Here is a 22,718-nt window from a genome sequence, read left to right as displayed (position 1 = left end):
AGGCCCCTGGGGTCTTTTTCGTAGAGGGGGCAGATCTACAAATTTAATAAATAGGGGGTATCCTCTCGAAAGGAGAGTAAGAAAGCCTTCTGAAAGTTTTATCCAACAGCGACACTCGTGACTGCCGAGGCCTTTAAAGCGATCAGGCCGGAACGTTTGATGACAAGAGTGATAGAAAGGGTCCTGCCGGCATGAGTCAATTCGCTCCTCGGCGCGCTGAAGAAGATACTGAGCAGCAAAATCGGCCTTGATGGACTTATCTTACAAAGTGTTGTATGGTATCGCGGTGTACCAAAAGGTACATTCTGTTTCTATTTTTCATCAACGCGAGACCCGAGTGGTCAAAACGATGAGCGGCCTCTTTTGTCGCAGGCAACAACTTCGGATCGTCATCCGGCCATGGATCTGGCTGCTGCTGACGGTTCTTTTTGCTTGGCACACAGCCGAGGCAACAGACCCAAGGCCTCTTTTCCAGTCGTCCGAATACCTTTCCTCCCCCGCAGTCACCCCCGAACCCTTTGCAGCAACGCTCAAGACCCAGCAGGCTAAAGATCCCATTCCTGTTCCTGTTCTCCATCCCCTGGCACCACCGTCCGGCGCCAGCCTGCTTCGACCGGCCGACACCTCTCCGGAACCTGTGGAGATCGCGCCGATTCTCCTGCCCCCTTTAAGCACCAAACTCACTCAATCCTTTCCGCGTCCGCCCCCCACGGTCTGATCCACGGAATCCTGAAAACCCGTTTTGCAGATCTGGACAGCTTCCAGAACCAAGGAAGTGACTTTTTCCCGTGATACCGGCCGCGGCATCCGTCTTGATGCGTTTGCCGCGCCTTTCCCGAACCCTGCTGGAAGGGCAAAGCCGAGTGAGCATGGGCTATTTCCGTCGCGCCGGTCGCCATGGCGCGTCAAACATGGAAAGGCAGACCACGTGCAAATTATCAGACCTGATATTAATATCGACTTCGTCGGCAAAAACCGGATGGCCATCCTTCTTTCTGTCATTATTATCCTCGCCGGGATCATTTCCCTTATCATCAAGGGAGGCCCCGCATACGGCATCGACTTCGCCGGAGGAACCTTGATCCAGATTCAGCTGGCCAAACCGGCTGAGTCTGCGGACATCCGGGAAGCCCTGAAAGATCTGCCCCTGGGTTCCTTCACCGTCCAACAGTTCGGCGACGACACGAACGAATTCCTGATCCGGGCAAAGGAAGCCAGCGAATTGCAGCAGATTTCAAAACAGGTCAGCATGTCGCTGGAGAATCGATTCGGAGAGGGACAGGTCGAGATTCGCCGCAGTGAAACGGTGGGCTCTCTGGTCGGAAAAGAACTGCGGCAGAAGGGACTGATGGCGCTCCTCTACGCCATGGCCGGTACGTTGATCTATATTTCCTGGCGATTCGAGTTTCGCTTCGCTGTCGGGGCGGTGATTGCCCTGATCCACGATGTCGTGATCACTCTGGGCTTCTTCTCTTTTTTCGACAAGGAGATCGATCTGACGATTATTGCCGCTTTCCTGACGATCATCGGCTATTCCCTTAACGACACGATCGTCATCTACGACCGCATCCGGGAAAATCGCGGCAATGTCCCCGGTGAAGAATTCGCCGCCACTGTCAACCGCAGTCTGAACGAGACCCTTTCACGAACCATCCTGACCTCGGGAACCACTCTCCTCGTCGTCGTCGCCCTTTTCATTTTTGGCGGGACGGTCATCAACAACTTTGCCTTTGCCCTGCTGGTGGGGATTATCGCCGGAACCTATTCCAGCATTTTTGTTGCAAGCGCCGTGGTCCTCTACTGGGAGCAGCATCGCCCGCGGAAAGTGCAGACGAAATTGCCGCCACAGGGTATCTGATTGCCCCTCCGGCAAAACCTCTTGCACAACATTGTCCTCCTTCGCTCCCGGGGAGGACAATGTTGGCAATCCGAACTAAATCATCGCCCGAAGTGCCCTTTCAACACCACGTTCTTTGGAGATTTACTCAAATCCCCCTGAGGGAGGGTCATCTTCGCTGGGCGACGGATCTGGCTTTGCCTGCGGCCTGTAGGTCTTGACCTTGACAAGAAACACCGTAACGCCGACGGCAATACCAAGCAGAATGCTCCGCATCCACCATTGCGAAATCGCCCACCGCGCTGTAGAGCCGATTGTCAGCCATAACAGCACGATGGTGATGACTTTTTGCTTTAGTGGCATGCCTCTGCCTTCTCGGTAATTCCTGATATACTCCCCAAACCAGCGATTGGTTATGAGCCATTGGTAAAATTTTTCCGAACTGCGAGCATAGCAGCTGGCGGCCAAAAGCAGAAAGGGCGTGGTGGGCAAGGCTGGCAGGAACATACCCAGTACACTTAATGCCACACAGAGCGTACCCACGATGATCAGAAAAACTCTTAGAGGTTCTTTCAATCGTTTCCGTCCCGTCTTCTCCAGATTTTCCCTGTCATCTCCCGCCGGCGCCTCAACCAGACGCCTTCCTCGACCCGGAAGTCATCATAATCGCTGCCACTTTTTTTTTGAGGTGAGATGACACAGTATTGATTCCCCTGTATAACACTTCAACAGGGAACTTTTTGTATCAGATCTTTCAGGATAATGTTACCCATGGATTTGAATCTGCCCGGGCTTAAAATAATTCTTTTGTGATATTCAAGAAAAAAAGGAGCTTCAATGAACATTTTTACCGATCGGATGATTCGCGCGGCGAAATTGGATGTCAACCTGTTTGAAGAGGTTGAATCCGACAAGGAAGCTTTGCGGCAGGCAATGGGGGTTGTTGTTCTATCCAGCCTGGCCGCCGGGGTGGGAAGTATCAGCACCCTCGGGATTGGGGGCATACTGCTCGGGACCCTTGCCGCCCTTGTCGGGTGGTTGTTCTGGGCCTGGCTCACCTACTTTATTGGAACGAAATTCCTGGCAGAACCTCAAACCGAGGCCGACCTTGGAGAATTGTTGAGAACCACCGGCTTTTCGAGTTCGCCCGGTTTGATTCGAGTCTTGGGCGTCATCCCAGGCTTGGGAACGGTCATTGTTGTAGTGGCCTCAATCTGGATGCTGGTGGCAATGGTGATAGCGGTCAGGCAGGCCCTTGACTACAAAAGCACCTTTCGGGCCTTTGGCGTTTGTGTAATCGGTTGGATTATTCAGGCCGTTATTCTGTTGCTGCTGTTTGCGCTTTTGCCTGCACGATAAGTTCGTCAAACCCTTGGAGGGATGGCGGCGAGATCAATTAAGGCGATTTCAAGCCTCGATCGGGTCATGGAGCCGCTTAAAAAAAGCCGCCGGGCGAAATGTCCGGCGGCTTTTGAGGAAAAAGCCGTTTTCAGCTCAACTTCCGATAATTTTCACAAGGGTTTTCTTTCAAGCGGTTCCGTCCTTCTGGCCGGAGGCGGAAACTTTTCCGGCGAGAGACAGCGCGAATCCCAGAATTCGCCCTCAAAGATCGCCTTTACCCCTTTTATCAAGGTATCGGCACTGTCGTCCTTGTAGAAAAATCCCCGAACGCCAAGGTCTCTGGCCGGCCTTTCCAGCTCCGCGTCCGGCCTCAGGTTAAACAGTGCCAGATAGGTTCGTCGAGGATCTTCTCCGGATTTGAACGCGTAGAGTTCGGCCAGTTCCTCCAGCCATGGACCCTGGCAGTCACAAAGTATGAGACTTTTTGGACTGGCGAAATCCAGATGCAAGGCACCCGGGACCAAGGGAAGTTCCGTGACCGCGCACCGGATTCCGGTCCTTTCCTGAATCAAAAGAGCCATCAACTCGTTCTGCAGCCGACAAGGTCCTACCAGGTAGACACGCCTTTTCTCTTCGCCCATGTCATCACCTCTTTTTAGAGACCTTTTCCATGTCAATCCCTTCCCGCGGCATCATCAGCTGCACCTGTTCGGGGATCTCCGAAATGTCTTCGTTCACCGAAAATGGTCCGGTACCAGCTCCAGTAATAGGGTAATTCCCCATCGCCCTGAACCAGAGTGTTTTGAGGATCGTCGAATGGGAGTTGAACCGCTTTTGAATCGTTGGAATCGCCGCCATCTCTTCGCCCGGTCATTGCATGCCCTCCTTTCGCCATTGCCTGAAGCAATTATATCAGGCCGCGCCAAAGAGGGTTTTGCCCTGAGAAAAATTCTTCATTGAAACGGAAACGGGATTAAAATCGTTGGGGACAGGATTAGCGGCCTGCCCCCTTGAAAAATCATTTAATGCAAGGCGGAAGATACACTGCGATTATCCTCTGCAATCACCTCGTTGAGTCTTCTCAGGAGACTGTCAAGGTCGATCCGATGGGCCCGGGCAGCCCATCGAACCTTCATGAAATGGGCGGATACAGCAAAACTTCCCTTGTGCACATCGGGGCATCCGAATTCGCGAAACACTCCGTAGGTCTGCGGGTATTGCTGGATCACATCCCACACCTTCATATCGCCGTTGATCACTTTTCTTGCCATTGCTGCACCTCCGAAAAAGGGATCTTGCATTCATCATCCCCCCAGCCGGATCGCAAGGTCAAGCTGTGGATCGAACCCATACCAGGGTGCCTATCCCCCGTGGGTTGTTTTCATCAGGGCGGATGGCATACTCTAGAGGGTGAAACGTCCTACAATACCTGTGCAGAATGCGAGATTCCATGCGGGACAAAGAGGAAGATTTCTCAGAGGATCTGAAACGGGAACTGGAGCAGCTCCGGGGGGCTGACGAGCGGGCCCGGAGGGAGCTTTCCCTTCTGCACGGCATCATTCGTATTTTCCGGGAAATACCGGCCTGCGAAAGCGAAGATGAGGTGGCTCGGCTCGGGCTCAGGATTGCCGAGGAGATATCGGGGAGCGCCATCGGCTTTATCGGCGAACTGAACCCCGAGGGGCGCTTCGACACCACGACCCTGAGCGAAGCCGGCTGGGAGGCCTGCGGGGTTCCTCGAAGCGAGGCCGCTGAAATGCTCCGGAACATGCCGAACCGCGGTTTCCTCCGGGCAGGCATAGAAACAGGGGAATCCTGGATCGTCAACAATCCGGACGCTCACCCCGCCTCAGTGACCAGGCCGTCGGGGCATCCAAGGATCACCAGCTTCCTCGGCGTTCCCCTGAGATTTATGGGTGGAATCACCGGCATGATCGGCCTGGCCAACAAGCAGGGGGGTTACTCCCCCACGGATCAGGAGGATATCGAAACCCTCTCCGTCGCTTTTTCCGAAGCGCTCAACCGTCTGCGGGCGGAGAAAAAGATCAGGGAACTGAACCGTGAACTGCAGCGGCATCTGCGCCAGACCGAAGTCGCCAACAAGGAGCTTGAAGCCTTCAGCTACTCGGTTTCCCATGACCTGCGAGCCCCCCTTCGTCATATCACCGGATTTGTTCAACTGCTCCACAACCGGGACCTCACGGCCCTGGATGAGAAGAGCCGGCACTACCTGGACGTGATTTCGGAATCGGCCGAAAGGATGGGGGTCCTGATCGACGATCTGCTCTCCTTTTCGAGAATGGGGCGGGCGGAGATGATGCAAATCTCCGTCGATCTGGACAGGATGACGAGGGAGATCATCGCCGAACTGGAGGAGGAAACCAGTGATCGGGAGATCGAATGGAAGATCGGTGACCTCCCGCTGGTAACAGGGGACAAATCGATGCTGCGCCTGGTCATGGAAAATTATGTCGGTAACGCCCTCAAATTCACCCGCCACCGCCCCGTGGCGAAAATCGAAATAGGGGGAGACGCGGATCCGCAGATGTTTCGCGTCTATGTGCGGGACAATGGTGTGGGTTTCAACATGAAGTACCGCGACAAGCTGTTCGGTCTCTTCCAACGCCTGCATGGCCCTGAAGAATTCGAGGGCACGGGAGTCGGTCTCGCCAACGTCCGGCGCATCATCAACCGGCACCACGGTGAAACCTGGGCTGAAGGGGAGGAAGAAAAAGGGGCCACTTTCTGGTTTTCCCTGCCTAGGACGGAGGACCATTGAGAATGAATGTCCATTTGAGGCGGATTCTTCTGGTGGAAGACAACCCCCATGATGCCGAACTGACCATGGAAGGTCTGGCCGAACATCACATCGCCAACCGCGTCACCTGGGTGAAGGATGGAGAAGAGGCCCTGGACTACCTCCTGGCCCGCGGAAAATATGCCGCTGCCGAACCGGGCAACCCCGCAGTCATTCTTCTCGACCTCAAGCTCCCCAAGGTGGACGGTCTCGAGGTGCTGCGAACGATCAAAACCGACGACGTCCTCAAATTCATTCCGGTCGTGGTGCTCACCTCATCCCGCGAAGAGCAGGACATGGTCGAAAGCTACCGTTTGGGGGTGAACGCCTACGTGGTCAAACCGGTCAACTTCCACAACTTTATCGATGCCGTAAAGGACCTCGGGGCTTTCTGGGCGATCGTCAATGAACCGCCGCCGAAAAAATTGCGGAATACTCACACATGATGATCCTCGTTTGAGGGCAAGGCAGAATAGAATGCCCGCACGTTTGCACATTCTTCACCTGGAAGATGACCCGCTCGACGCCAAACTGATCGAGGAAACCCTCGTCGCCGAGGGCTACGACTGCGAGATTCGGGTCGTACTCAGCCGTGCCGACTTCATCTCGGCGCTGGAAAATGGCCCCCTGGATCTGATTCTGGCGGATTACGCCCTGCCCAGCTTCAATGGCATGGATGCCCTGGAACTGGTGCGAAAGTCCTACCCCGAATTCCCCTTCATTTTTGTTTCCGGACGATTGGGAGAGGAAGCCGCGATCGAATCCCTCAAAAACGGCGCTACCGATTATGTTCTGAAAAACAGGCTATCCCGGCTGGTCCCGGCGATCCAGCGTGCCCTGCATGAAGCAGAAGAGCGGGAAGAACGGATTAAGGCTGAAAAGGCTTTGCAGGAGAGCGAAAAGCACCGGCTACAGTTTGAGTTGGAACTGCGCTATGCAGCCGAAATCCAGGCCAGGCTCCTGCCCCGCACCTATCCCCAGATCCCCGGTTTCGACGTCGCGGCCCGCTGCATTCCCGCCCGGCAGGTGGGAGGGGATTTTTTCGACTGGCAGGAGGTTTGTTTCGGCGTCTGGGGCTTCATTCTGGGTGATGTGATGGGGAAAGGATTGGCTGCCGCCATGCTCATGGCTACCGTCAGGGCCTCCCTTCGGTCCGTGGCTCACAACCGGCCGAAAAAAGCCCTGGAACTGGCCGAGCAGGCCCTGATGTCAGACCTGGAAAACGCGGAAAGTTTCGTCACCCTGTTTTTTGGCCAGTTGCATGCCGCCGCCCGGCGCCTGACCTATGTGGATTGCGGCCACGGCTTCACTTTTTTGCGACGGGCAGGCGGAAAGGTGGAAACCCTCTCCCCCCGGGATCTCCCCCTCGGGGTGCCCGGACAGAAGGTTTTCCGGGAAGGCGCGGCGATCATGAAAGCCGGCGATACACTGGTGCTTTACAGTGACGGCCTGATCGATGCCCGACCGGAATTGTCGTTGACCAGCGAACGCCTCGCCGGGCACCTGGAAGGGGCCGCCGACGCCAGGGAGATGGTGGAGCGCCTCGTTGCCCTGCCGGGCAACGAAGCCCCCCTGCCGGACGATCTCACCGTACTTGTCGTTCACTGCAAGAAATAGATCGATCTTCCCGTCAGAAGGGTCATATCTTCCTTAAGGAGGAACGGCCTGTTTCATGGCGGGGGATGATTTCGAAAAGATCAGGCCTGGTTCCCGGGTTTTCCGGTAAACATGCTGAAAAGGGGAGAAACCAGGTAAGCCGCGGCAGCGGCAAAAGCGATGAGCAGGGGCACGGTGTACTGGTCCCGCCGCACCCCGAGGGCCAGAAGGAACAGGAAAGCTCCTAAAGCCAGGACCCGCACGATTTTCGGAATGTGGGGCAAAATGGCACGGCCGAAATGAGCATAGGGTACCCTTGAAACCATGAGCAGGGAGGTCGCCACGATGAGGATGGCCCGGGCAATTTCGTTGGGGATGAGAATGCAGGTGGTTCCCGCCAGCAATGCTCCCGCGGGGGAAGGCATGCCGGAAAAGGTGGTCACGCCGCCGACAACCCCCTGGCGGCGCTTTTCAACCACGAACCGGACCAGCCGATAGATGACCGCCGCGACGTAGACAGCACCGAGGCACACTCCTGCCCAGAGAGAGGAAAAGGAAACAACCACGATCAGTCCCACGGTCAGGCCGAAACTGGTACCGTCGGCGACATCGTCAAAAATCTCCCCCCGGGGAGTGGACCCCCACCGCTCAGCGGCCCGACCGTCGAAGAGATCGAGAAACTGGCCGAAAAAAACCAGACCGAGGGCATAGACCGGAGGACCTCCGGCCAGCACCACCCAGCAGCCGCCCAGGCCACAGACCAGATTCATGAGACTGAGAATGTTGGCATACCAGTAGTTGGGTATGAGCTTGAAGGCGGTGGAGCAGAAGGCGAGACCGGTGCATATGCTGAGCAGAGGCAGAATGGTGCGGCCCAGCAGGGGCAGCGGTCCGTAGATCCATTCCAGGCCGACCACGATCAGCAGTACCACCACCAGAAAGGTCTTGGCCTTGCCGAACAGGTTGGCTGCCTTGATGTTGATAAAGCGCCGGGACACCTGGCCGATGATATCGAAGGTCAGAAACAGACCGACCAGGGCCGGGGCGAGCCAGCCTCTCCAGGAAAGGTAGACCAGCATCGGCGCGTACATCAGTTTGTCGGAAAACGGGTCGATGGTCTCCCCTTCTTCGGTATGAAGTCCGCACTTGCGGGCAATGTCGCCGTCGGTAATGTCGGTGATCATCCAGAAGGTGAAAAACAGGAAGCAGAGCCGGGGATAGCCCAGGTGCAGCAGCAGCACTGCTATGAAACCCATCGGATAGCGGGCCCGGCTGATGGCATTGGGGTGCAGCCAGGCGTGGCGCCGCACCCAGTCGATCTGCCGCGGGGTGCGCAACAGCAGAATCACCGCCAGGCGCTCGACGGTCAGCAGAAAGAGTACAGGGAGAGCGATTTCCAGCATGATGGAATTGTAGGGGTTCATGACACCTTCGATGTATGGACAAGAGAATATTCGAACCAGGCTTTTGATTATCCCAGCCACCATCTCCTGTCAACTGCAAAAGCTGTTTCCATGAAAAGGAAAAGGCCCCGCAGCCTGCGGAGCCCTTCCCTTCAAACCGGGTTGACGAATCCTATTCGTCGTCATCGTCCTCTTCATGTTTGGGCCCTCGCGGCAGGGCGACCAGTTCCGCCCCCACCGCCTCGGCAATGGCTTCCAGCTCGCTCTTCCGCAGATGCTTGCCGAACATCTTGAGATTGATGTCCGCAATGGCCACAACCATGAACCGCGCCTGCTTCGCACCTTCGGCAGACTTTCTCCTTTCCCGATAGAAAATTTTTCCGCTCATGTTTTTCTCCTTTTTTGAGGCTTCAGCCTCTTTCCGGGTGTACCGCCCTGATGGCGGTAGATACAGTTTCAAACACCTTCCTGCATGATCAGGCCCTCACCGTGGTGCCGACCTTTTCACCCCGCAGCGCCTTTTCGATATTGCCGGGCTTGTGCCCATTGACGATGCGCAGTTCTCTGAGGTTGTGGGCATCGCGCAGCAGGTGGAGGACCTTCTGCTCGAAGACCATATCCTCCATGTCCATGGCGATAAGTTCCTCGGCGGTAATCTCCTGGATCAATTCGGCTTGCGGATTGATCTCCGGATTTTCGGTGAAAAGGCCGTCGACATTCTTGACCAGGATGCAGCTTTTGGCTCCCAGCACCTCGGCCATGAGAAAGGCCCCCGTATCTGTGCGATGGGGCGGTATCAGGCCGATCCCGGGGGGATGTTCGAACAGGCCGTAGGGAGGAGTGCCATGTATGACCGGCAAAATGCCGAGACGAAGGAGTGTGGGCAGTTCGAGCAGATCGTCCCCGTCCACCCTGGATCCTCCCCACGGGCTGAGCAGAAGGGCTACCATTTCGGCATTCTGCTCACTGATTTTCCCGGCCAACTGGGCGAGAACGCCGGTCGGCATGCCGAGGTCGATGCCGATATCGAGAATATGTCGAACTCTTACGCCCCCTCCCGTCACCACCAACAACTGGTGAGTCTTGGACAGTTCGCCGATCTCCTCCATCAGCGGCAGAACGACACCGCGGCCATAGTCGATGGTCCCGTGGCCGCCGATCTTGATCACATGCAGATTGGGAACCAGCCGCATCGGCTGAATGTTTTTGTGCTTTTTCATCAAACCCTTGCGAACCAGGGTTTCACCCTGCAGCTTGCTTTTCAGTTCATGTCTTTTCTTCATGTTCTTGACTTTCCCGCTTCAGCGATAATCCTGCCGATTAGAATGCAATTGGACGAATGATAGCGCAAACGATAAATTTCTGCCAATTCAAACCGGGCCATCTTCCTGCTGTCTTGCCATACGATAAAAGTATAGATTTAATCTTTTGAGAGACAATCGGAAAAGCGATCTGGGAAATGGTCGAGATAAAAAAACCGGCCTCTGAAGGGAGACCGGCCAGTTGGACGCGTGTGGCGACCTGATTGCAAAAGGAGGAGTAAAAGGCCTCTGAGAAAAGTAGGCCTGGTGGGACGCGAATCCGAAAAAATCAGTTTTTTTTATACCATAATGGGCAATCATTTGTATATAAATTTCTAATAATTACCAGGAATGACCATTTCTTACTAAAATCTTGGTTTATCAGAAAAAACACCGTTTCATAAATTTTAAAACAAAAGCCCGTTCTGGTTTGCCATCCGGGAAAAACTGTGGTAGTGTCTTAACAGCTAACCGGAAGATTTGAGAAACACCGGTTGGTTAAATAAAGGCGGCACTGAACGAATCTGCCATCGATTGCCTATTGACAATCGAGAAATGCGGGCACTTCAGGAAATCAACCACTCATCTTTGACCGAAAAACTAGCTAGTCCCTATCTACCCTTTTCCGCCGCCAATTCATGACAGATCGGCCAGCTGACTGAACTTCCGCTGCCGGAATTTCAGCCACATGAAGAAAACCTTCTTCACACCTACTGGTATGAAACCGGGATTTTTTTCCCTTTTCAGCCGGCCGATGTTGAAAAAGGAGAACTGCCATGAATCAGACCCGATTTTTGACCAGACTGACCCAGATCGATGCGTTGCAGAATTTGCCGGCCAGGGAGCGGCAGAAAATGCTTCAGGTGGAAGAGCGCTATGCCTTCCGCAGCAACGCCTACTACAACGCCCTGATCGACTGGGATGACCCTAAGGATCCAATCCGGCGGATTGTCATCCCTGATCAGGACGAACTGCAGCAGTGGGGCCACCTGGATGCCTCGGGGGAACACAAGTACGCCAAGGTTCCCGGCCTGGAGCATAAGTACGGGGATACTGCCCTGCTGCTGGTCAGTGATGTCTGCGGGGCTTTTTGCCGCTTCTGCTTCCGGAAGAGGTTGTTCCTCTCTGGGAACAAAGAGGTGTCGCGGGATGTTTCTCAAGGCCTGGCCTACATACGCAAACACCCGGAGATCAATAATGTTCTGTTGACCGGAGGCGATCCGCTCCTGCTTTCGACGCCGAAGCTGAGCGAAATCATTCGCCAGCTGCGGGGAATCGAGCATGTCCGGATCATTCGCATCGGCAGCAAAATGCCGGCCTTCAATCCTTACCGCTTCCTGGATGATCCGGAACTGCTGGACATGCTTCGGACCTACAGCCTGCCAGAGCGTAGAATCTACCTCATGGCCCATTTCAACCATCCCCGTGAATTGACTCGGGAGGCGGTTCGCGCCCTGACCCTCGTTCAGAAATCCGGGGTCTGTGTCATGAATCAGACGCCCTTGATCCGCGGTGTCAACGACGATCCGGAGATCCTGAGTGAACTTTTCAACCGGCTCTCCTACATGGGCGTCGCCCCCTACTATGTATTCCAGTGCCGGCCCACCAAGGGCAATGCCGCCTACACAGTGCCGGTAGAGGAGGGATACGGAATCTTCGCGGCTGCTATCAGCAACTGTTCGGGACTGGCGCGGCGCTGCCGTTATGCCATGTCTCATGCGACCGGAAAAGTGGAGGTCGTCGGCCTGACCGAGGAGCAGGTCTTTTTCCGCTACCATCGTCCTGCCGATCCGGACCAGAGTCCGGGCGAGGTCATCGCCTGCGAACGCAATCCGGAAGGCTACTGGCTCGACGACTATCCGGAAAACCAGTCTGACCGGGCCTGTGCCTGACGATCAAGGATCATGTGACAAAAGACCCCGGCCGGGAAAATATTCCGGCCGGGGTCTTTAAATTTCCACCGCTTTTCAAAGCTTGATGCAAAGACGCGAAGGCGCCAAGGCGCAAGGGGGAAAAGCGATCAGAAGATTGTCATCCCCGACTGCTAAAATCGGGAATCCAGGATCTCATTCAGTTAAAGACTGATTCCCGATCAGAATCTCTTCGGGAATGACGATTATTCAAGGCATTACTGTTTTCTTTGCGCCTTGGCGCCTTGGCGTCCTGGCGTTGATGAAGTCGAAGGCGAAAGAGAATCCAAACCCTTGTTTCATCGCAAAACGAAAGTCACCTCGACTTCCATATCCTTGAGATCCTCAGCCTTTCCGGGAAATTGCGGATAGGGAGCGCCGCGGCGCACGGCGCGTAGAGCCGCGCTGTCCAGCAGCCCATAGCCGCAGCTCTTCACCAGTTTTGGGTCGCCTGTCAGGTGACCATCCAGAGTCAGGCCGAAGGCCACCACGACCTGCCCCTGAATGCGGCGCTGCTGGGCCATCTGGGGGTACTGTTTGGCATCATCGACCCTCTGTCTGACGGCTGCATAATAGCCTTCAAGAGCCGACCCCCGCCCGCTTCCGGCCTTGCCCTGGCCCGACCCGGCTGCGCCTCCGGCCGGGGAGGCCGGCAGGCTCGGGTTGATCATGGCCACGGCCGGGGGACCGGGCAGCGCGGTCGGATCCGGAGCTGCCAGAACGCCGTCCGGCTCGACCGGCAATGGGGCTGGAGCAACCTCCTGTGGCCGGGAGATTTTCAGCGGCACCACGGTGCTGGTGGGAAGCGCTGTCGCCTGGGGCATGGGAGGCGCTTTCGAGGGTGTCGGCACCTGCGCTCCCGGGTCGCTTTCAGGGCTCTTTGCCCCCTCGAGATCGATCTCGACCCTGTTCAGTATTCGCGGCGGCGAAACCAGGCTGGCGCCGAGAAAGAACACCACTGCGAGGTGCACGAGTATCGATCCGGCCAGGGACAGGGTTTCCCTTTGGGTCATGGTTTCAACCACCTTCCTGCAAAGTGGCCACCACCAGCCGTTCGGCACCTGCTTTTTTGGCCATTTCCATTACGGAAACAGCCAGTTGCAGGTTGACATCCCGATCGCCGCGAATGATCACCGTCGTGTCGTCCCTGATCACCGTGCGCAACTTGGCAGCCAATCCCTCCAACCGCAGACGCTCCCCTCCGACAAACAGGTCCCCATCGCGGGTAATGGCCACCGCCACCTCGTTGCGGTCCCGGGTGGTCACGCTCGATGCCGAAGGCAGTCGGACCCCGATACCGTCCTCTTCAATGAAATGCGTGGTCAGCAGGAAGAAAACCAGCAGCAGGAAAACGATGTCGATCAGCGGGGTGAGATTCAATTCGTTATTTTTGCTGCGAACGGGGATGTCCATCAGCCGACCTCCTGACTGGCGCCTTTCAGCTCGCAGGCCGAGGCGGTCCCGCCGGAGACGGACAGGCGGCCGGCCTGCTCGAGAGCGTCGAGAAGGGTCCCCGATTCCTCCTTGATTTCAGCCACCACAGCATGCACCTTGCCCTGCAGGTAGTTGTGCGCCACCATGGCCGGTATGGCCACGCCCAACCCGAGAGCGGTGGTGAGCATCGCCTCCCAGATTCCGCCGGCCAGCACCGAGGCATTGACCTTTCCGCCCAGGCTTTGAATGGCCTGGAAGGCCTTGATCATGCCGGTGACCGTTCCGAACAAACCGAGCAGGGGGGAAATATTGGCAACCAGTTGCAGGGTGGGAAGAAAACGCTCCATCAGCCGAACCTCGCGAGATGCCGCATGCCCGGCCACTTTTTCCAGATCGGCCCGGGAAATTTGTTTTGCATTTTCCAGGCGGGCGAGCATCTGGGAGATGGTCTGGGCCACGGCATGTTTCTCTTCCTGAACCAGGGCGACCGCCTGGGCCAGATTGCCCTCGGCGGCCCGTTTGCCCACACGGTGCATCAGACGGGGGTCCTTGAGGCGGAGCTGCCGGAAGACCCAGACCCGCTCGACGATGATGAACAGCGCGATGACCGAGCAGCCGATTATGGCCACCCCGATCGGCCCGGCCTTGGTCAGAAAAGCCATCATACTCTGCATGATTTCAGTTCTCCTTTGTTTTGCCCAAACGGAGATCGAAACTGCCGTCTCCGTCCAGATCCTCTTCCCGACTGATCAGGCTGCCATCGGCCGCAAAATGCTCCCGAATCTCGACCACCCCGTTGCGATCGGCGTCGATCAGCCGCATGAAGCTGCCGTTTTTGGCAAATTCCCGCCGGCTCTTCGGCCGACCCTGCCCGTCCAGGTCGTCCTCGGTCCTCTCCGGCTGACCCTTTTCATCAAAGTACCAGCGAGCCTTCGCCTTGCCGTCCGGTCCCAGCTGCTCCGTCTTGTCTATCCGCCCGCTTTGATCGTAATACTCGATCCGGTCCATCCGGCCGTTTCCGTCCGGGTCGAGTTCGGCCCGGCTCAAACGGCCCTCCCGATAATGCCAGATCCCTTCCGGTTTTTTGACCCGGCTCAGCTTGCCGCCAGCGTATTCCCAGACCCCTTCGGGAGAACCGTTCCCGTCGGCGTCCTTCTCGATGCGACGCACGGCGCCGCCGGGTTCATACCAGGTCTGCTGCACCCCGGCCTGGCCCTTTTTGCTTTCCCGCAGCACCGCAGATCCGTCCTTCTCCCAGGTGATCTGGCGTTCCCAGTGGCCGTCCCCGTTGAGATCTTCCCGGCGCTTCACCCGGCGCTTGTCGGCATACTTTTCCTCGATCTCGAACCGCCCGTCCCTGTCGGCGTCGATTTCCACCCGTTGCAACAAGCCGTCGGCACCGTAATAGGCCTTCTGCCCCGGGGACTCCTGCACCCAGTCCGCCGCTGCTGTCGATGCAACCCCTGCGAACAGCAGGGCCACAGCCATCAGCCCGCTGCCCGTGCCCTTCAGGATCATTTTCATCGTTCCCCCTGACATCATCCAGCGAACAGACACACGAAGGAAGAGGAGGTCCAGCGCCGCAGGCGGCAGTTGTAGCAGGATCGCTCCTCGTCGGCGACCCACTCCTCCTCGACATCGGCCTGGAAACCATTGCACCGGCCGGCAGCTTCGGCCGCCAGTTCAAAAGACTCCTGTCCGTGGCCGAAGATTTTCGCACCGTCAGATTGCCGTTTCCACATCTTTCGCTCCTTTTTCTGATTTTGGCTAAAACCGCTTCAGCAGTTGACGGGGAGTGGTCTTCCACTTCACCGCATCGGTTTCGGCAGCCGGGGAAACCATCAGAAAGGCCTGTCCGTCGAGCAGCACCGCCTTGGGCTTGCTGTCCACTGCAACCACCTCTTCAGGCCCGAGAGTCATCCCATCGATGGTGCGAACCCCGCCGAGAAAGGTCTGGGCCAGAATCTGTTCGACTTTGGCTGTGCCATCCTCGGTGTTGATGTCCAGCCACCCTTTGAGCCGGCCGTCATTGCCGCTCAAACGTAATCCTACGCCGGCCAGAGCGCCGACGACTCCCTGACCCGTGCCGCCGTGTTCCGACAGATGCACACCGAGTCGATGGGCCAGATCGTAGGCCTGCTGCTTGTTCAGCACCGACCGTTTCGCCTCCTTGCCGAAGGCGATGACGGCTTCGGCATCGGGCAGTCGCTCCACCACCGAAACGCAGAGCCCGGGATCGGAGCCGGGAGCGCTTTCCCTCTCCAGAAATTCGGCTGCATGGCCGATCACCCGGTCGAGAACTTCGGACTGGATATCCGCCTCGAAGCACATGGAACTGTTGTGGGAGGTATAAGGGATGTCGGGGTGCACCAGCAGCTGATGCCGGGTGACGAACCGGGTCAGTCCCCAGCCCTGCGATTCGATCTCTTCAGCAAGAATGCTTGCCAGTTCTCCGGTGCCCCGGGAATCCAGATTGTCGGTATCATCGATACAAAGCAGTATTTTCATAGAGTTTCTCCCTTTTCGTGACTTCAGATTACGCCGTAGGCCTTCAAACGCCGTATGACCACAGGCACCGCCAGACCGGCCAAAGCGCCGAAGAATACCGCCCCTCCCGCCTCGATCAGAGAACGCTGGAGATTGACCACCGGATCCATGCCGATCAGGAAATTGGTTCCGTATTCGGTAAAAAACTTGGTCCCTCCGGCAGCGGCGCCGACCAGGGGCCCGAAAATGAAACTCCGAAAAACCCGCGGTCCGGGTAAAGCCAGGAGGTCGATGGCCAGCCCCGCTGCCAGGTACTTGACCAGGATAAAGGGACCGCTTTTGGCGAAACCGAGGAAAATGGCAGCCGATCCGGCCAGAAATCCGGCAAAGGTCGCTGCGAAAGGGTACTGCACGCTGCCCCTGGCCAGCATCAGAAAAAAGATTGTCGGCAGCATGGAGTGGCCGTTGATGTGCAGCTTGAGGCGCATGACGACCCGCATCATTACGGCGAACACCGAGCAGAAGCCGATGAACAGGGCATCCTTGAGGGAGAGGGAGAACCTTTTGCCAGAGGTTTCACTGATTGAATTCATGCTGCCGTTTCCTTGGTTGGAAGCCATCAGTTCTATTGTCTGTCTACTCTCCCGGCCAACAGGTCCGCCGGGGATATCGCCCGAAGTCCCTCGCCCGGGCCGCAAGGGCGATATTGCCGGCCAGAGCCATGCCCTGCACCACGGCCGGAACCACAACGCAGTGCAGCAGATCCGGCCAGTTCCAGGGCTTTGCCAGGTCCCTCGGCAGGATGCGAGCCCCGCGCAGCACCTGACCCTCATAGATGTTCCTGATTTCGCTCACCAGGTGAGGCACGAACTTCAGGCAGGTGCTCAGCACAAAAGCCGTTCGGCAGGGCATGATGCGATTCAGGGCCTGAACGATGCGGGCCTGGGAGGTGGTGCGGACGAACACCATGCCCGGCAGGAAGGCCAGGAAAAGCTGCCATGAGACCAGCAACCCTTTCCCCAGCCCCGCCAGATCGCCGAAGCGCAGCAGATAGAGGGCCAGGATAATCAGGGTCTGCCAGCAGAAAACCCTGGCTTCCCGCCACAGGGAAAGGGGTCCATGGCCCAGCCAGAAGAGGACCGCCAGGTTGGCGGCGGTGAGCCCGGACAGGAAAGCAGGGGTGCGGGCTATAAAGGCCAGGCAGGAAAGCACAAACACCAGAAGCATTCGAGGCCCCACGGACAGACCGGAATCCTCTCGCCCCTGCTTGCCCACTCCGTTCGCAGGGCTGAAACCTTCGAAGGAAAAAAGATCACGCCGCGGCAAGATGCCCTCCCTCCAGGTGAAGGACCTTGTCCGTCCATCCCGGCCAGGCCTTCGGTTCATGGGATGTCCAGATCAATGTGGCGTTGTTTTCCCTTCCCCAACCTACCAGTAGCTCCATTACCCTCCTGCTGTAGAACCCGTCCACCCCGGCCAGGGGATCGTCGAGCAGCAGAAGTTCCGGACGGGGGGCCAGCACCGAAGCGAGCGCCACAAGGTGTTTCTGGCCATAACTCAGTTTATGGGGAGAGAGTTCGGCCAGGTGGGAAATACCGCAGGCATCCAGGGCCTCGGCAACCCGTTCCGCAGTAGCAGTGCTCGACAGGCCGAATCGCTTCAAGGGGAAAGCCACCTCTTCCCGAACGGTATTTTCAAAAATCTGTTTCTGTGGATTCTGAAACAGGCAACCGAGCCGGCCTCGCAAGCGGTAGGGGTTGGGGGCGCCGTCCAGTATCCTGATGGTCCCGTCTTCGGGCTCCAGAAACCCGGCCAGGCAGCGCAGCAAAGTGGTTTTGCCGGTGCCGTTGAATCCGGTGATTGCCACCCGTTCCCCCCGGCTGATGGAAAAGGAGACCCCGGCCCAGACCGGCTGGCCGTCAACTCCGCGGAAGTGCAGGTTCTCCACCCGAACCAGCTCCTGTTTCTGGGGAACCGAGGGGGAAGGCGGTGGAGAGACGGAACCGTTATCCTCCGTTCCTGCCCAGCGCCCGCAAGCGAAGTCTCCGCAGCCGTCGAGCTGCCAGAAATGGTCGACGATCGGCAGCAGGTAGTCGGGACGGTGTTCGCAAAGAACCAGCGCCACGCCCTTTTCTTTCAGATGCAGAAGGATTTTACTCAGCAGTTCCAATCCCTCGGGATCCAGTTGGGCCCCCGGCTCGTCCAGGATCAGGATGTGAGGTTCCATGACCAGCAGTGATGCAATCAGAAGCCGATATTTCTGGCCCATGGATAGCGTGGAAACGGGAAAGTGGAGAGGTTTGTCGAGTCCGACGGCCTCGAGCGCGGCCATCACCGAGCCGGCCATTTCATCCGGCTCGACGCAGAGATTCTCCAGACCGAAGGCCACTTCGGCGCCGACGGAGGTGGTCAACAGCTGGACTTCGGGGTCCTGCAGCACGATGCCGACCCGAGGCTCCTCACCGGATGACAGAGCGGAAAACTCCAGGGTTCCCTCGACAGTCCCTGCTCCCAGCAGCCCCTTGATGGCCATGGCCAGCGTGGTCTTGCCCGAACCGGTCGGACCGGTCAGGCAGTAGCAGCGCCCGGCTTCGATCTGCAGGTTGACTCCTCGAAAAACAGCCTTGTCGGTCTCCGGATAGGAAAAGGAAAAATTTCTGAGTTTTAAAAGGACATCCATCGACTACAATCCAACTTGCCGGGCCCTGAGCCTTGAGCTCTCGATGCCCTTTCCGGGAGCAAATCAGGTCGTCATATTCCTAGGAGCCTGTCGGACTTGGGGGATCGTCAGTAGATTCATGCCGAAGTCCGACAAGGTCCAAGGAATGGACAGCCGTTTCGCTATTTCTGGCGGAATATAGCGGAATCCGCCAATCGAGTCAAACATTAAGGGCCCCGCTGCCGCGCCCCGGAAGTTCCCGATGACAAAATCCTGAAGGACTGCTGTAAAAAAGATCTTTTCGTTGTCAGTGAAGCGGTAGCGGAGCGGTTGTCGTTGTCGTAATCGTAATCGATCGCCGACCACGACCAAGACCAAGACACCGAACCCGAACCCGAACCCGAGCCCGAATACGATTACGATTACGACAACGACAAAGACATTGACAACGATCTTTTGAATTCATCTTCTGTTGTCTATATAATAGCCGGGAACCGGATCCCCCGTCATCCCTTCTATCGGCACAACAACCGGAGGGCCAGAAGTGACCAGAAAAATCTTTATTGCCGCCACCGGCCAGCAATGCGGTAAAACCACCACCAGCGTCGCCCTCATGCACATGGCCAGAAAGAAGTACCGCCGGGTCGGCTTCATGAAACCGGTGGGGCCGAAACCCGCTCAATACGGCCGCCGCTGGGTCGATCTGGATGCCGCCCTGATGGCCAGCATCTTCGACCTGCAGGAGGACCTGCCCTTCATGTCCCCCGTCGTGCTGCAGCCGGACTCCACCCGAAAATATCTGGAAGGAAAAATCGACGGATCGACACTGCAGAAGAGCATACTTCAGGCGGCCGAGGAACTGGAAAAGCGCTGCGACTTTCTGATTATCGAGGGGGCGGGCCACAGTGGGGTCGGCTCGGTGATCGGCCTCAACAACGCCCGGATTGCCCATATGCTTCAGGCGCCGATGATGATGGTCAGCGGCCCCGGCGTCGGCAAAGTGATCGACATGGTCCACCTGAATCTCGCTCTCTGCCGCCAGGAGGAGGTCGATCTGCGCCTGCTGATGATCAACAAGCTGCACCCCGCGAAGCGCGAGCAGACCATGCGCTACCTGGAGACGGCCTTTTCCTCCATGCCCTTCAAGGTTGCCGCCGGCTTCGATTTCTCCCCGATCCTCGCCAACCCGACCCTGAATCATATCGCGCAGATGTTCAAGGTCCCTCTCAAAGGGGACAAAAAGGCCCGGACGCGCATCGCCCACCACGTCCATTTGGGTGCCGCATCCACCCAGCGGGTCTCCGACCTGCTGCAGGAGTCGACGCTGCTGATCGTCACCAGCACCCGCAACGAACTTCTGGTGACCCTGGCCGCGCTCTATAACGTTCCCGAATATCGCCCCAAGATCGCCGGTCTGGTCATACCGGGTCTGCTGCCCGTATCGAAGGTCGTCCAGCAGATCCTCGACCGCAGCAACATCCCCTACATGCGGGCCGAGACCTTCAGCAGCTCGGAAGTCTTCTCGACCATCGTCAACGATGCGGCCAAGATCAATCCTGAGGACAAGGAAAAGATCGGCCTGCTGCAGTCTCTGGCCGAGACGGATCTCAATTTCGAAGCCATCGACGCTTTATTCTGATTTGTCGGTGCCCTTATTCCAACCCTATTCACCACGAAGGACACGAAGAGCACGAAGAAGTGCTTAGAAACAAAATTCAATTGTATACAAGCCTTTGTTCTTTCCTTCGTGTCCTTCGTGATCTTCGTGGTGACAGCTTTTAGGGACCATATGAACCCCACCGACCTGAAAAAACTGCTCGAGGATCTGAGCGCCGGTCGTTTGTCGGTCTCCGAAGTCATCGACCGCCTGGCCGTCCTGCCCTTCGAGGATGTCGGTGTGGCCATGATCGACCACCATCGTGAGCTGCGCCAGGGAACGCCGGAAGTCATTCTTGGAGAGAGCAAAACGATCGCCCAGCTGAGAGCCATCATAAACGGCATGCTGAAGCGCGGGAGCAATGTGCTGGCAACCCGCCTGGATGCTGAAAAGGCCGAGACGCTGCTGGCCGTCTATCCGGAAGGGCGCTACGATGCCGAAGCCCGCACCCTGGCCGTAATCTGCAACCCGCCTGAAATTCGTGGACACGGCAAAATACTGGTGATCTGCGCCGGCACATCCGATCTGCCCGTGGCCCGGGAAGCGGCGGTGGTTGCCCGCTTTCTCGGTCATGAGGTCGAGGAACTGGCGGATGTCGGGGTTGCCGGTCTGCATCGGCTGCTGGACAAGCTCGACCTGATCCGCCAGGCGGCGGTGATCATCGTCGTGGCCGGCATGGAGGGGGCTCTACCCTCGGTCGTCGGCGGGCTGGCGGCAGCGCCGGTCATCGCCGTACCCACCTCCGTCGGCTACGGCGTCAGCTTCGGCGGCATCGCCGCCCTGCTCGGCATGCTCAATTCCTGCGCCAGCGGGGTCACGGTGGTCAATATCGACAACGGCTTCGGCGCCGCCTGCGCCGCCGCCCGCATCAATCAACGGAAATGCTTTCAATAGAAAGCCAAAGAGTGAATGGCTAAGCAAAAAGCGCCAAATGCAAGGCGCGCAATTGTCGAGGAATGAGGCGTACTTGACTACGCCGCAGTGACGAGAGCAATTGCAGCAACACACCAGTTGGTTAGTTTTTGCGACGCCATCAACGGAGAGACTGATGAAAACCCTCTACCTCGACACCTTTTCCGGCATCTCCGGCGATATGTTCCTCGGTTTGCTGCTCGACCTCGGCGTGCCCCTCGCCGAAATCGAACGGGAACTACGCAAACTGCCGGTCTCCGGATACCGCCTCGGACTGCAGCGGGAAAAACGCCAGGCCGTGGAGGGCTCGAAATTTATCGTGGAGTGCGAAGAGCACCACCATCATCGCACCTGGGTCGATATCGACCGGATGCTTGCCGACAGCCCTCTGCCTCAGGAAGCCAAGGACCTTGCCCGCCGCATCTTCCGGCGCATCGGCGAAGCCGAGGCGAAGATTCACGGCACGGCCCTTGAAAAGGTTCATTTCCACGAGGTCGGCGCCATCGACTCCATCGTCGACGTGGTCGGCGCCGCCATCGGCCTGAATCTGCTGCAGGCGGAAAAGATCGTCTGCTCCCCCCTGCCCATGACCCGCGGCACCGTCCGCTGCGCCCACGGCTCCTTCCCTCTTCCCGCCCCCGCGACCCTGGAGATCCTCAAGGGCCTGCCGGTGGTCTCCGACCCGGCGGAAGTGGAGCTGGTCACCCCCACCGGCGCCGCCATCGCCGCAGAGATCGCCTCCTTCGGTCCCATGCCGGCGATGACGGTCACCGCTGTCGGCTACGGCGCCGGAGATCGCCACCTGACCGACCGGCCCAACCTGCTGCGGGGCATCCTCGGCGAAGCGGTAGAAGCCGTTCCTCTGGAGCAGGACCGGATCGCGGTGCTCGAAAGCCACATCGACGACGCCAACCCGGAATGGCTCGGAGCTCTGATGGACAACCTGCTGCAGGCGGGCGCCCTGGATGTCGGCTACGCCCCGCTGCAGATGAAAAAGAACCGGCCGGGCACCCGTCTCACCGTCGTCGCCCCGCCAAACCTGACCCCACTGCTGGCCCGCATGATCCTGCGGGAGAGCAGCGCCGCCGGGGTGCGCTGGTACGAAACCGGCCGCTTCAAGCTGAGTAGCCGGGCTGCAACAGTGAATACAACCATCGGCGAGGCGGCGGTCAAGCTGTTCTACGAGGGTGAAGCCCTGCTCCGAGCGGTCCCGGAATACGAAAGCTGTCGTACACTGGCATCCGGCAGCGGCAAGCCGCTGCCGGATGTCTACCGCATCGTGGTACAGGCGGCATTCGACGCATTCTTGGCAGAGACCTGAGAAAATTCCCCTTCCGGCTAATCGCGCCATAAAGATAAAAAAAAACGGCCGGCCCCCCCAATG

26 protein-coding genes are annotated in these 22,718 nt (G+C 57.7%); 10 read left to right on the top strand and 16 right to left on the bottom strand.

Translation table 11 applies throughout. The annotated features are described in order from the left end of the window. The first annotated feature begins 247 nt into the window (after positions 1–247). Together R2940_00960 and secF are read left to right on the top strand one after the other, a co-directional pair. The gene (locus R2940_00960) at positions 248–718 is read left to right on the top strand and encodes a hypothetical protein (protein ID MEZ4598346.1); all 471 of its coding nucleotides are present in this window, start codon (positions 248–250) and stop codon (positions 716–718) included. Positions 719–928: 210 nt separating this feature from the next. Then, positions 929–1,858 (top strand): protein translocase subunit SecF, encoded by a 930-nt coding sequence (gene secF, locus R2940_00955; GenBank protein ID MEZ4598345.1) that lies wholly within the window; start codon positions 929–931, stop codon positions 1,856–1,858. 123 nt (positions 1,859–1,981) lie between these two features. Here the strand turns inward: secF and R2940_00950 are convergent, their stop codons facing one another. Continuing rightward, a complete protein-coding gene (locus tag R2940_00950; GenBank protein ID MEZ4598344.1) occupies positions 1,982–2,413 on the bottom strand; it encodes a YbaN family protein in 432 nt (143 codons plus the stop codon). A 261-nt stretch (positions 2,414–2,674) separates the two neighbouring features. On the opposite strand from R2940_00950, the gene R2940_00945 reads away from it, so the two are divergent. Then, complete coding sequence (locus R2940_00945; GenBank protein MEZ4598343.1) at positions 2,675–3,196, top strand: YIP1 family protein; 522 nt, start codon at positions 2,675–2,677, stop codon at positions 3,194–3,196. A gap of 152 nt (positions 3,197–3,348) precedes the next feature. Here the strand turns inward: R2940_00945 and R2940_00940 are convergent, their stop codons facing one another. The 3 genes from R2940_00940 to R2940_00930 form a co-directional block, all read right to left on the bottom strand. Continuing rightward, positions 3,349–3,819, bottom strand: a complete 471-nt coding sequence (locus R2940_00940) for a hypothetical protein (GenBank protein MEZ4598342.1) — start codon at positions 3,817–3,819, stop codon at positions 3,349–3,351. A gap of 4 nt (positions 3,820–3,823) precedes the next feature. Beyond that, entirely contained in the window at positions 3,824–4,036 is a 213-nt protein-coding gene (locus tag R2940_00935) for a hypothetical protein (protein ID MEZ4598341.1), read from the bottom strand. Between the two features lie 164 nt (positions 4,037–4,200). After that, positions 4,201–4,449, bottom strand: coding sequence for a DUF1858 domain-containing protein (locus R2940_00930; GenBank protein MEZ4598340.1), 249 nt, complete (start codon positions 4,447–4,449; stop codon positions 4,201–4,203). 179 nt (positions 4,450–4,628) lie between these two features. Here R2940_00930 and R2940_00925 point away from each other — a divergent pair, with 179 nt between their 5' ends. The 3 genes from R2940_00925 to R2940_00915 are packed head-to-tail and all read left to right on the top strand — an operon-like array spanning position 4,629 to position 7,592. Continuing rightward, positions 4,629–5,957: an ATP-binding protein gene (locus tag R2940_00925; GenBank protein ID MEZ4598339.1), complete on the top strand. Its 1,329-nt coding sequence runs from the start codon at positions 4,629–4,631 to the stop codon at positions 5,955–5,957. 2 nt (positions 5,958–5,959) lie between these two features. Further along, complete coding sequence (locus R2940_00920) at positions 5,960–6,421, top strand: response regulator (GenBank protein ID MEZ4598338.1); 462 nt, start codon at positions 5,960–5,962, stop codon at positions 6,419–6,421. A 31-nt stretch (positions 6,422–6,452) separates the two neighbouring features. Next, a complete protein-coding gene (locus R2940_00915) occupies positions 6,453–7,592 on the top strand; it encodes a SpoIIE family protein phosphatase (GenBank protein MEZ4598337.1) in 1,140 nt (379 codons plus the stop codon). Positions 7,593–7,672: 80 nt separating this feature from the next. On the opposite strand, the gene R2940_00910 is transcribed toward R2940_00915, so the two are convergent. The 3 genes from R2940_00910 to R2940_00900 form a co-directional block, all read right to left on the bottom strand. After that, positions 7,673–8,995, bottom strand: coding sequence for a CDP-alcohol phosphatidyltransferase family protein (locus R2940_00910; GenBank protein MEZ4598336.1), 1,323 nt, complete (start codon positions 8,993–8,995; stop codon positions 7,673–7,675). A 151-nt stretch (positions 8,996–9,146) separates the two neighbouring features. Beyond that, a complete protein-coding gene (locus tag R2940_00905; GenBank protein ID MEZ4598335.1) occupies positions 9,147–9,362 on the bottom strand; it encodes a hypothetical protein in 216 nt (71 codons plus the stop codon). An 88-nt stretch (positions 9,363–9,450) separates the two neighbouring features. Then, positions 9,451–10,257, bottom strand: coding sequence for a uridylate kinase (locus R2940_00900; protein ID MEZ4598334.1), 807 nt, complete (start codon positions 10,255–10,257; stop codon positions 9,451–9,453). 794 nt (positions 10,258–11,051) lie between these two features. On the opposite strand from R2940_00900, the gene R2940_00895 reads away from it, so the two are divergent. Beyond that, positions 11,052–12,167, top strand: coding sequence for a KamA family radical SAM protein (locus tag R2940_00895; protein ID MEZ4598333.1), 1,116 nt, complete (start codon positions 11,052–11,054; stop codon positions 12,165–12,167). A gap of 317 nt (positions 12,168–12,484) precedes the next feature. On the opposite strand, the gene R2940_00890 is transcribed toward R2940_00895, so the two are convergent. The 9 genes from R2940_00890 to R2940_00850 are packed head-to-tail and all read right to left on the bottom strand — an operon-like array spanning position 12,485 to position 18,786. Further along, positions 12,485–13,198 (bottom strand): energy transducer TonB, encoded by a 714-nt coding sequence (locus R2940_00890; GenBank protein ID MEZ4598332.1) that lies wholly within the window; start codon positions 13,196–13,198, stop codon positions 12,485–12,487. 4 nt (positions 13,199–13,202) lie between these two features. Further along, a complete protein-coding gene (locus R2940_00885) occupies positions 13,203–13,598 on the bottom strand; it encodes a biopolymer transporter ExbD (protein MEZ4598331.1) in 396 nt (131 codons plus the stop codon). Continuing rightward, a complete protein-coding gene (locus R2940_00880) occupies positions 13,598–14,293 on the bottom strand; it encodes a MotA/TolQ/ExbB proton channel family protein (protein MEZ4598330.1) in 696 nt (231 codons plus the stop codon). The genes R2940_00885 and R2940_00880 overlap by 1 nt, the downstream gene beginning before the upstream one ends. Before the next feature lie 4 nt (positions 14,294–14,297). After that, the gene (locus R2940_00875) at positions 14,298–15,143 is read right to left on the bottom strand and encodes a hypothetical protein (GenBank protein MEZ4598329.1); all 846 of its coding nucleotides are present in this window, start codon (positions 15,141–15,143) and stop codon (positions 14,298–14,300) included. A gap of 14 nt (positions 15,144–15,157) precedes the next feature. Next, positions 15,158–15,361, bottom strand: a complete 204-nt coding sequence (locus R2940_00870) for a hypothetical protein (protein ID MEZ4598328.1) — start codon at positions 15,359–15,361, stop codon at positions 15,158–15,160. Positions 15,362–15,386: 25 nt separating this feature from the next. Continuing rightward, positions 15,387–16,127 (bottom strand): hypothetical protein, encoded by a 741-nt coding sequence (locus R2940_00865; GenBank protein ID MEZ4598327.1) that lies wholly within the window; start codon positions 16,125–16,127, stop codon positions 15,387–15,389. Positions 16,128–16,150: 23 nt separating this feature from the next. Further along, positions 16,151–16,699, bottom strand: a complete 549-nt coding sequence (locus R2940_00860; GenBank protein MEZ4598326.1) for a hypothetical protein — start codon at positions 16,697–16,699, stop codon at positions 16,151–16,153. 43 nt (positions 16,700–16,742) lie between these two features. Continuing rightward, on the bottom strand, positions 16,743–17,432 hold the full coding sequence (locus R2940_00855) for an energy-coupling factor transporter transmembrane component T (protein ID MEZ4598325.1): 690 nt from the start codon (positions 17,430–17,432) through the stop codon (positions 16,743–16,745). Then, complete coding sequence (locus R2940_00850; protein MEZ4598324.1) at positions 17,419–18,786, bottom strand: ABC transporter ATP-binding protein; 1,368 nt, start codon at positions 18,784–18,786, stop codon at positions 17,419–17,421. The genes R2940_00855 and R2940_00850 overlap by 14 nt, the downstream gene beginning before the upstream one ends. A 523-nt stretch (positions 18,787–19,309) precedes the next feature. Between R2940_00850 and R2940_00845 the strand changes: the two genes are divergently transcribed. The 3 genes from R2940_00845 (at position 19,310) to larC (ending at position 22,655) form a co-directional block, all read left to right on the top strand. Further along, positions 19,310–20,404, top strand: a complete 1,095-nt coding sequence (locus R2940_00845) for a dethiobiotin synthase (GenBank protein ID MEZ4598323.1) — start codon at positions 19,310–19,312, stop codon at positions 20,402–20,404. 150 nt (positions 20,405–20,554) lie between these two features. Beyond that, entirely contained in the window at positions 20,555–21,316 is a 762-nt protein-coding gene (gene larB, locus R2940_00840) for a nickel pincer cofactor biosynthesis protein LarB (GenBank protein ID MEZ4598322.1), read from the top strand. Between the two features lie 154 nt (positions 21,317–21,470). Further along, on the top strand, positions 21,471–22,655 hold the full coding sequence (gene larC, locus R2940_00835; protein MEZ4598321.1) for a nickel pincer cofactor biosynthesis protein LarC: 1,185 nt from the start codon (positions 21,471–21,473) through the stop codon (positions 22,653–22,655). Positions 22,656–22,718: the final 63 nt, after the last annotated feature.

It is taken from the genome of Syntrophotaleaceae bacterium (assembly GCA_041390365.1).
GTDB lineage: Bacteria > Desulfobacterota > Desulfuromonadia > Desulfuromonadales > Syntrophotaleaceae > JAWKQB01.
Note: the sequence above shows the minus strand (reverse complement) of the source record. Positions and strands in the feature narration are given on the sequence as shown.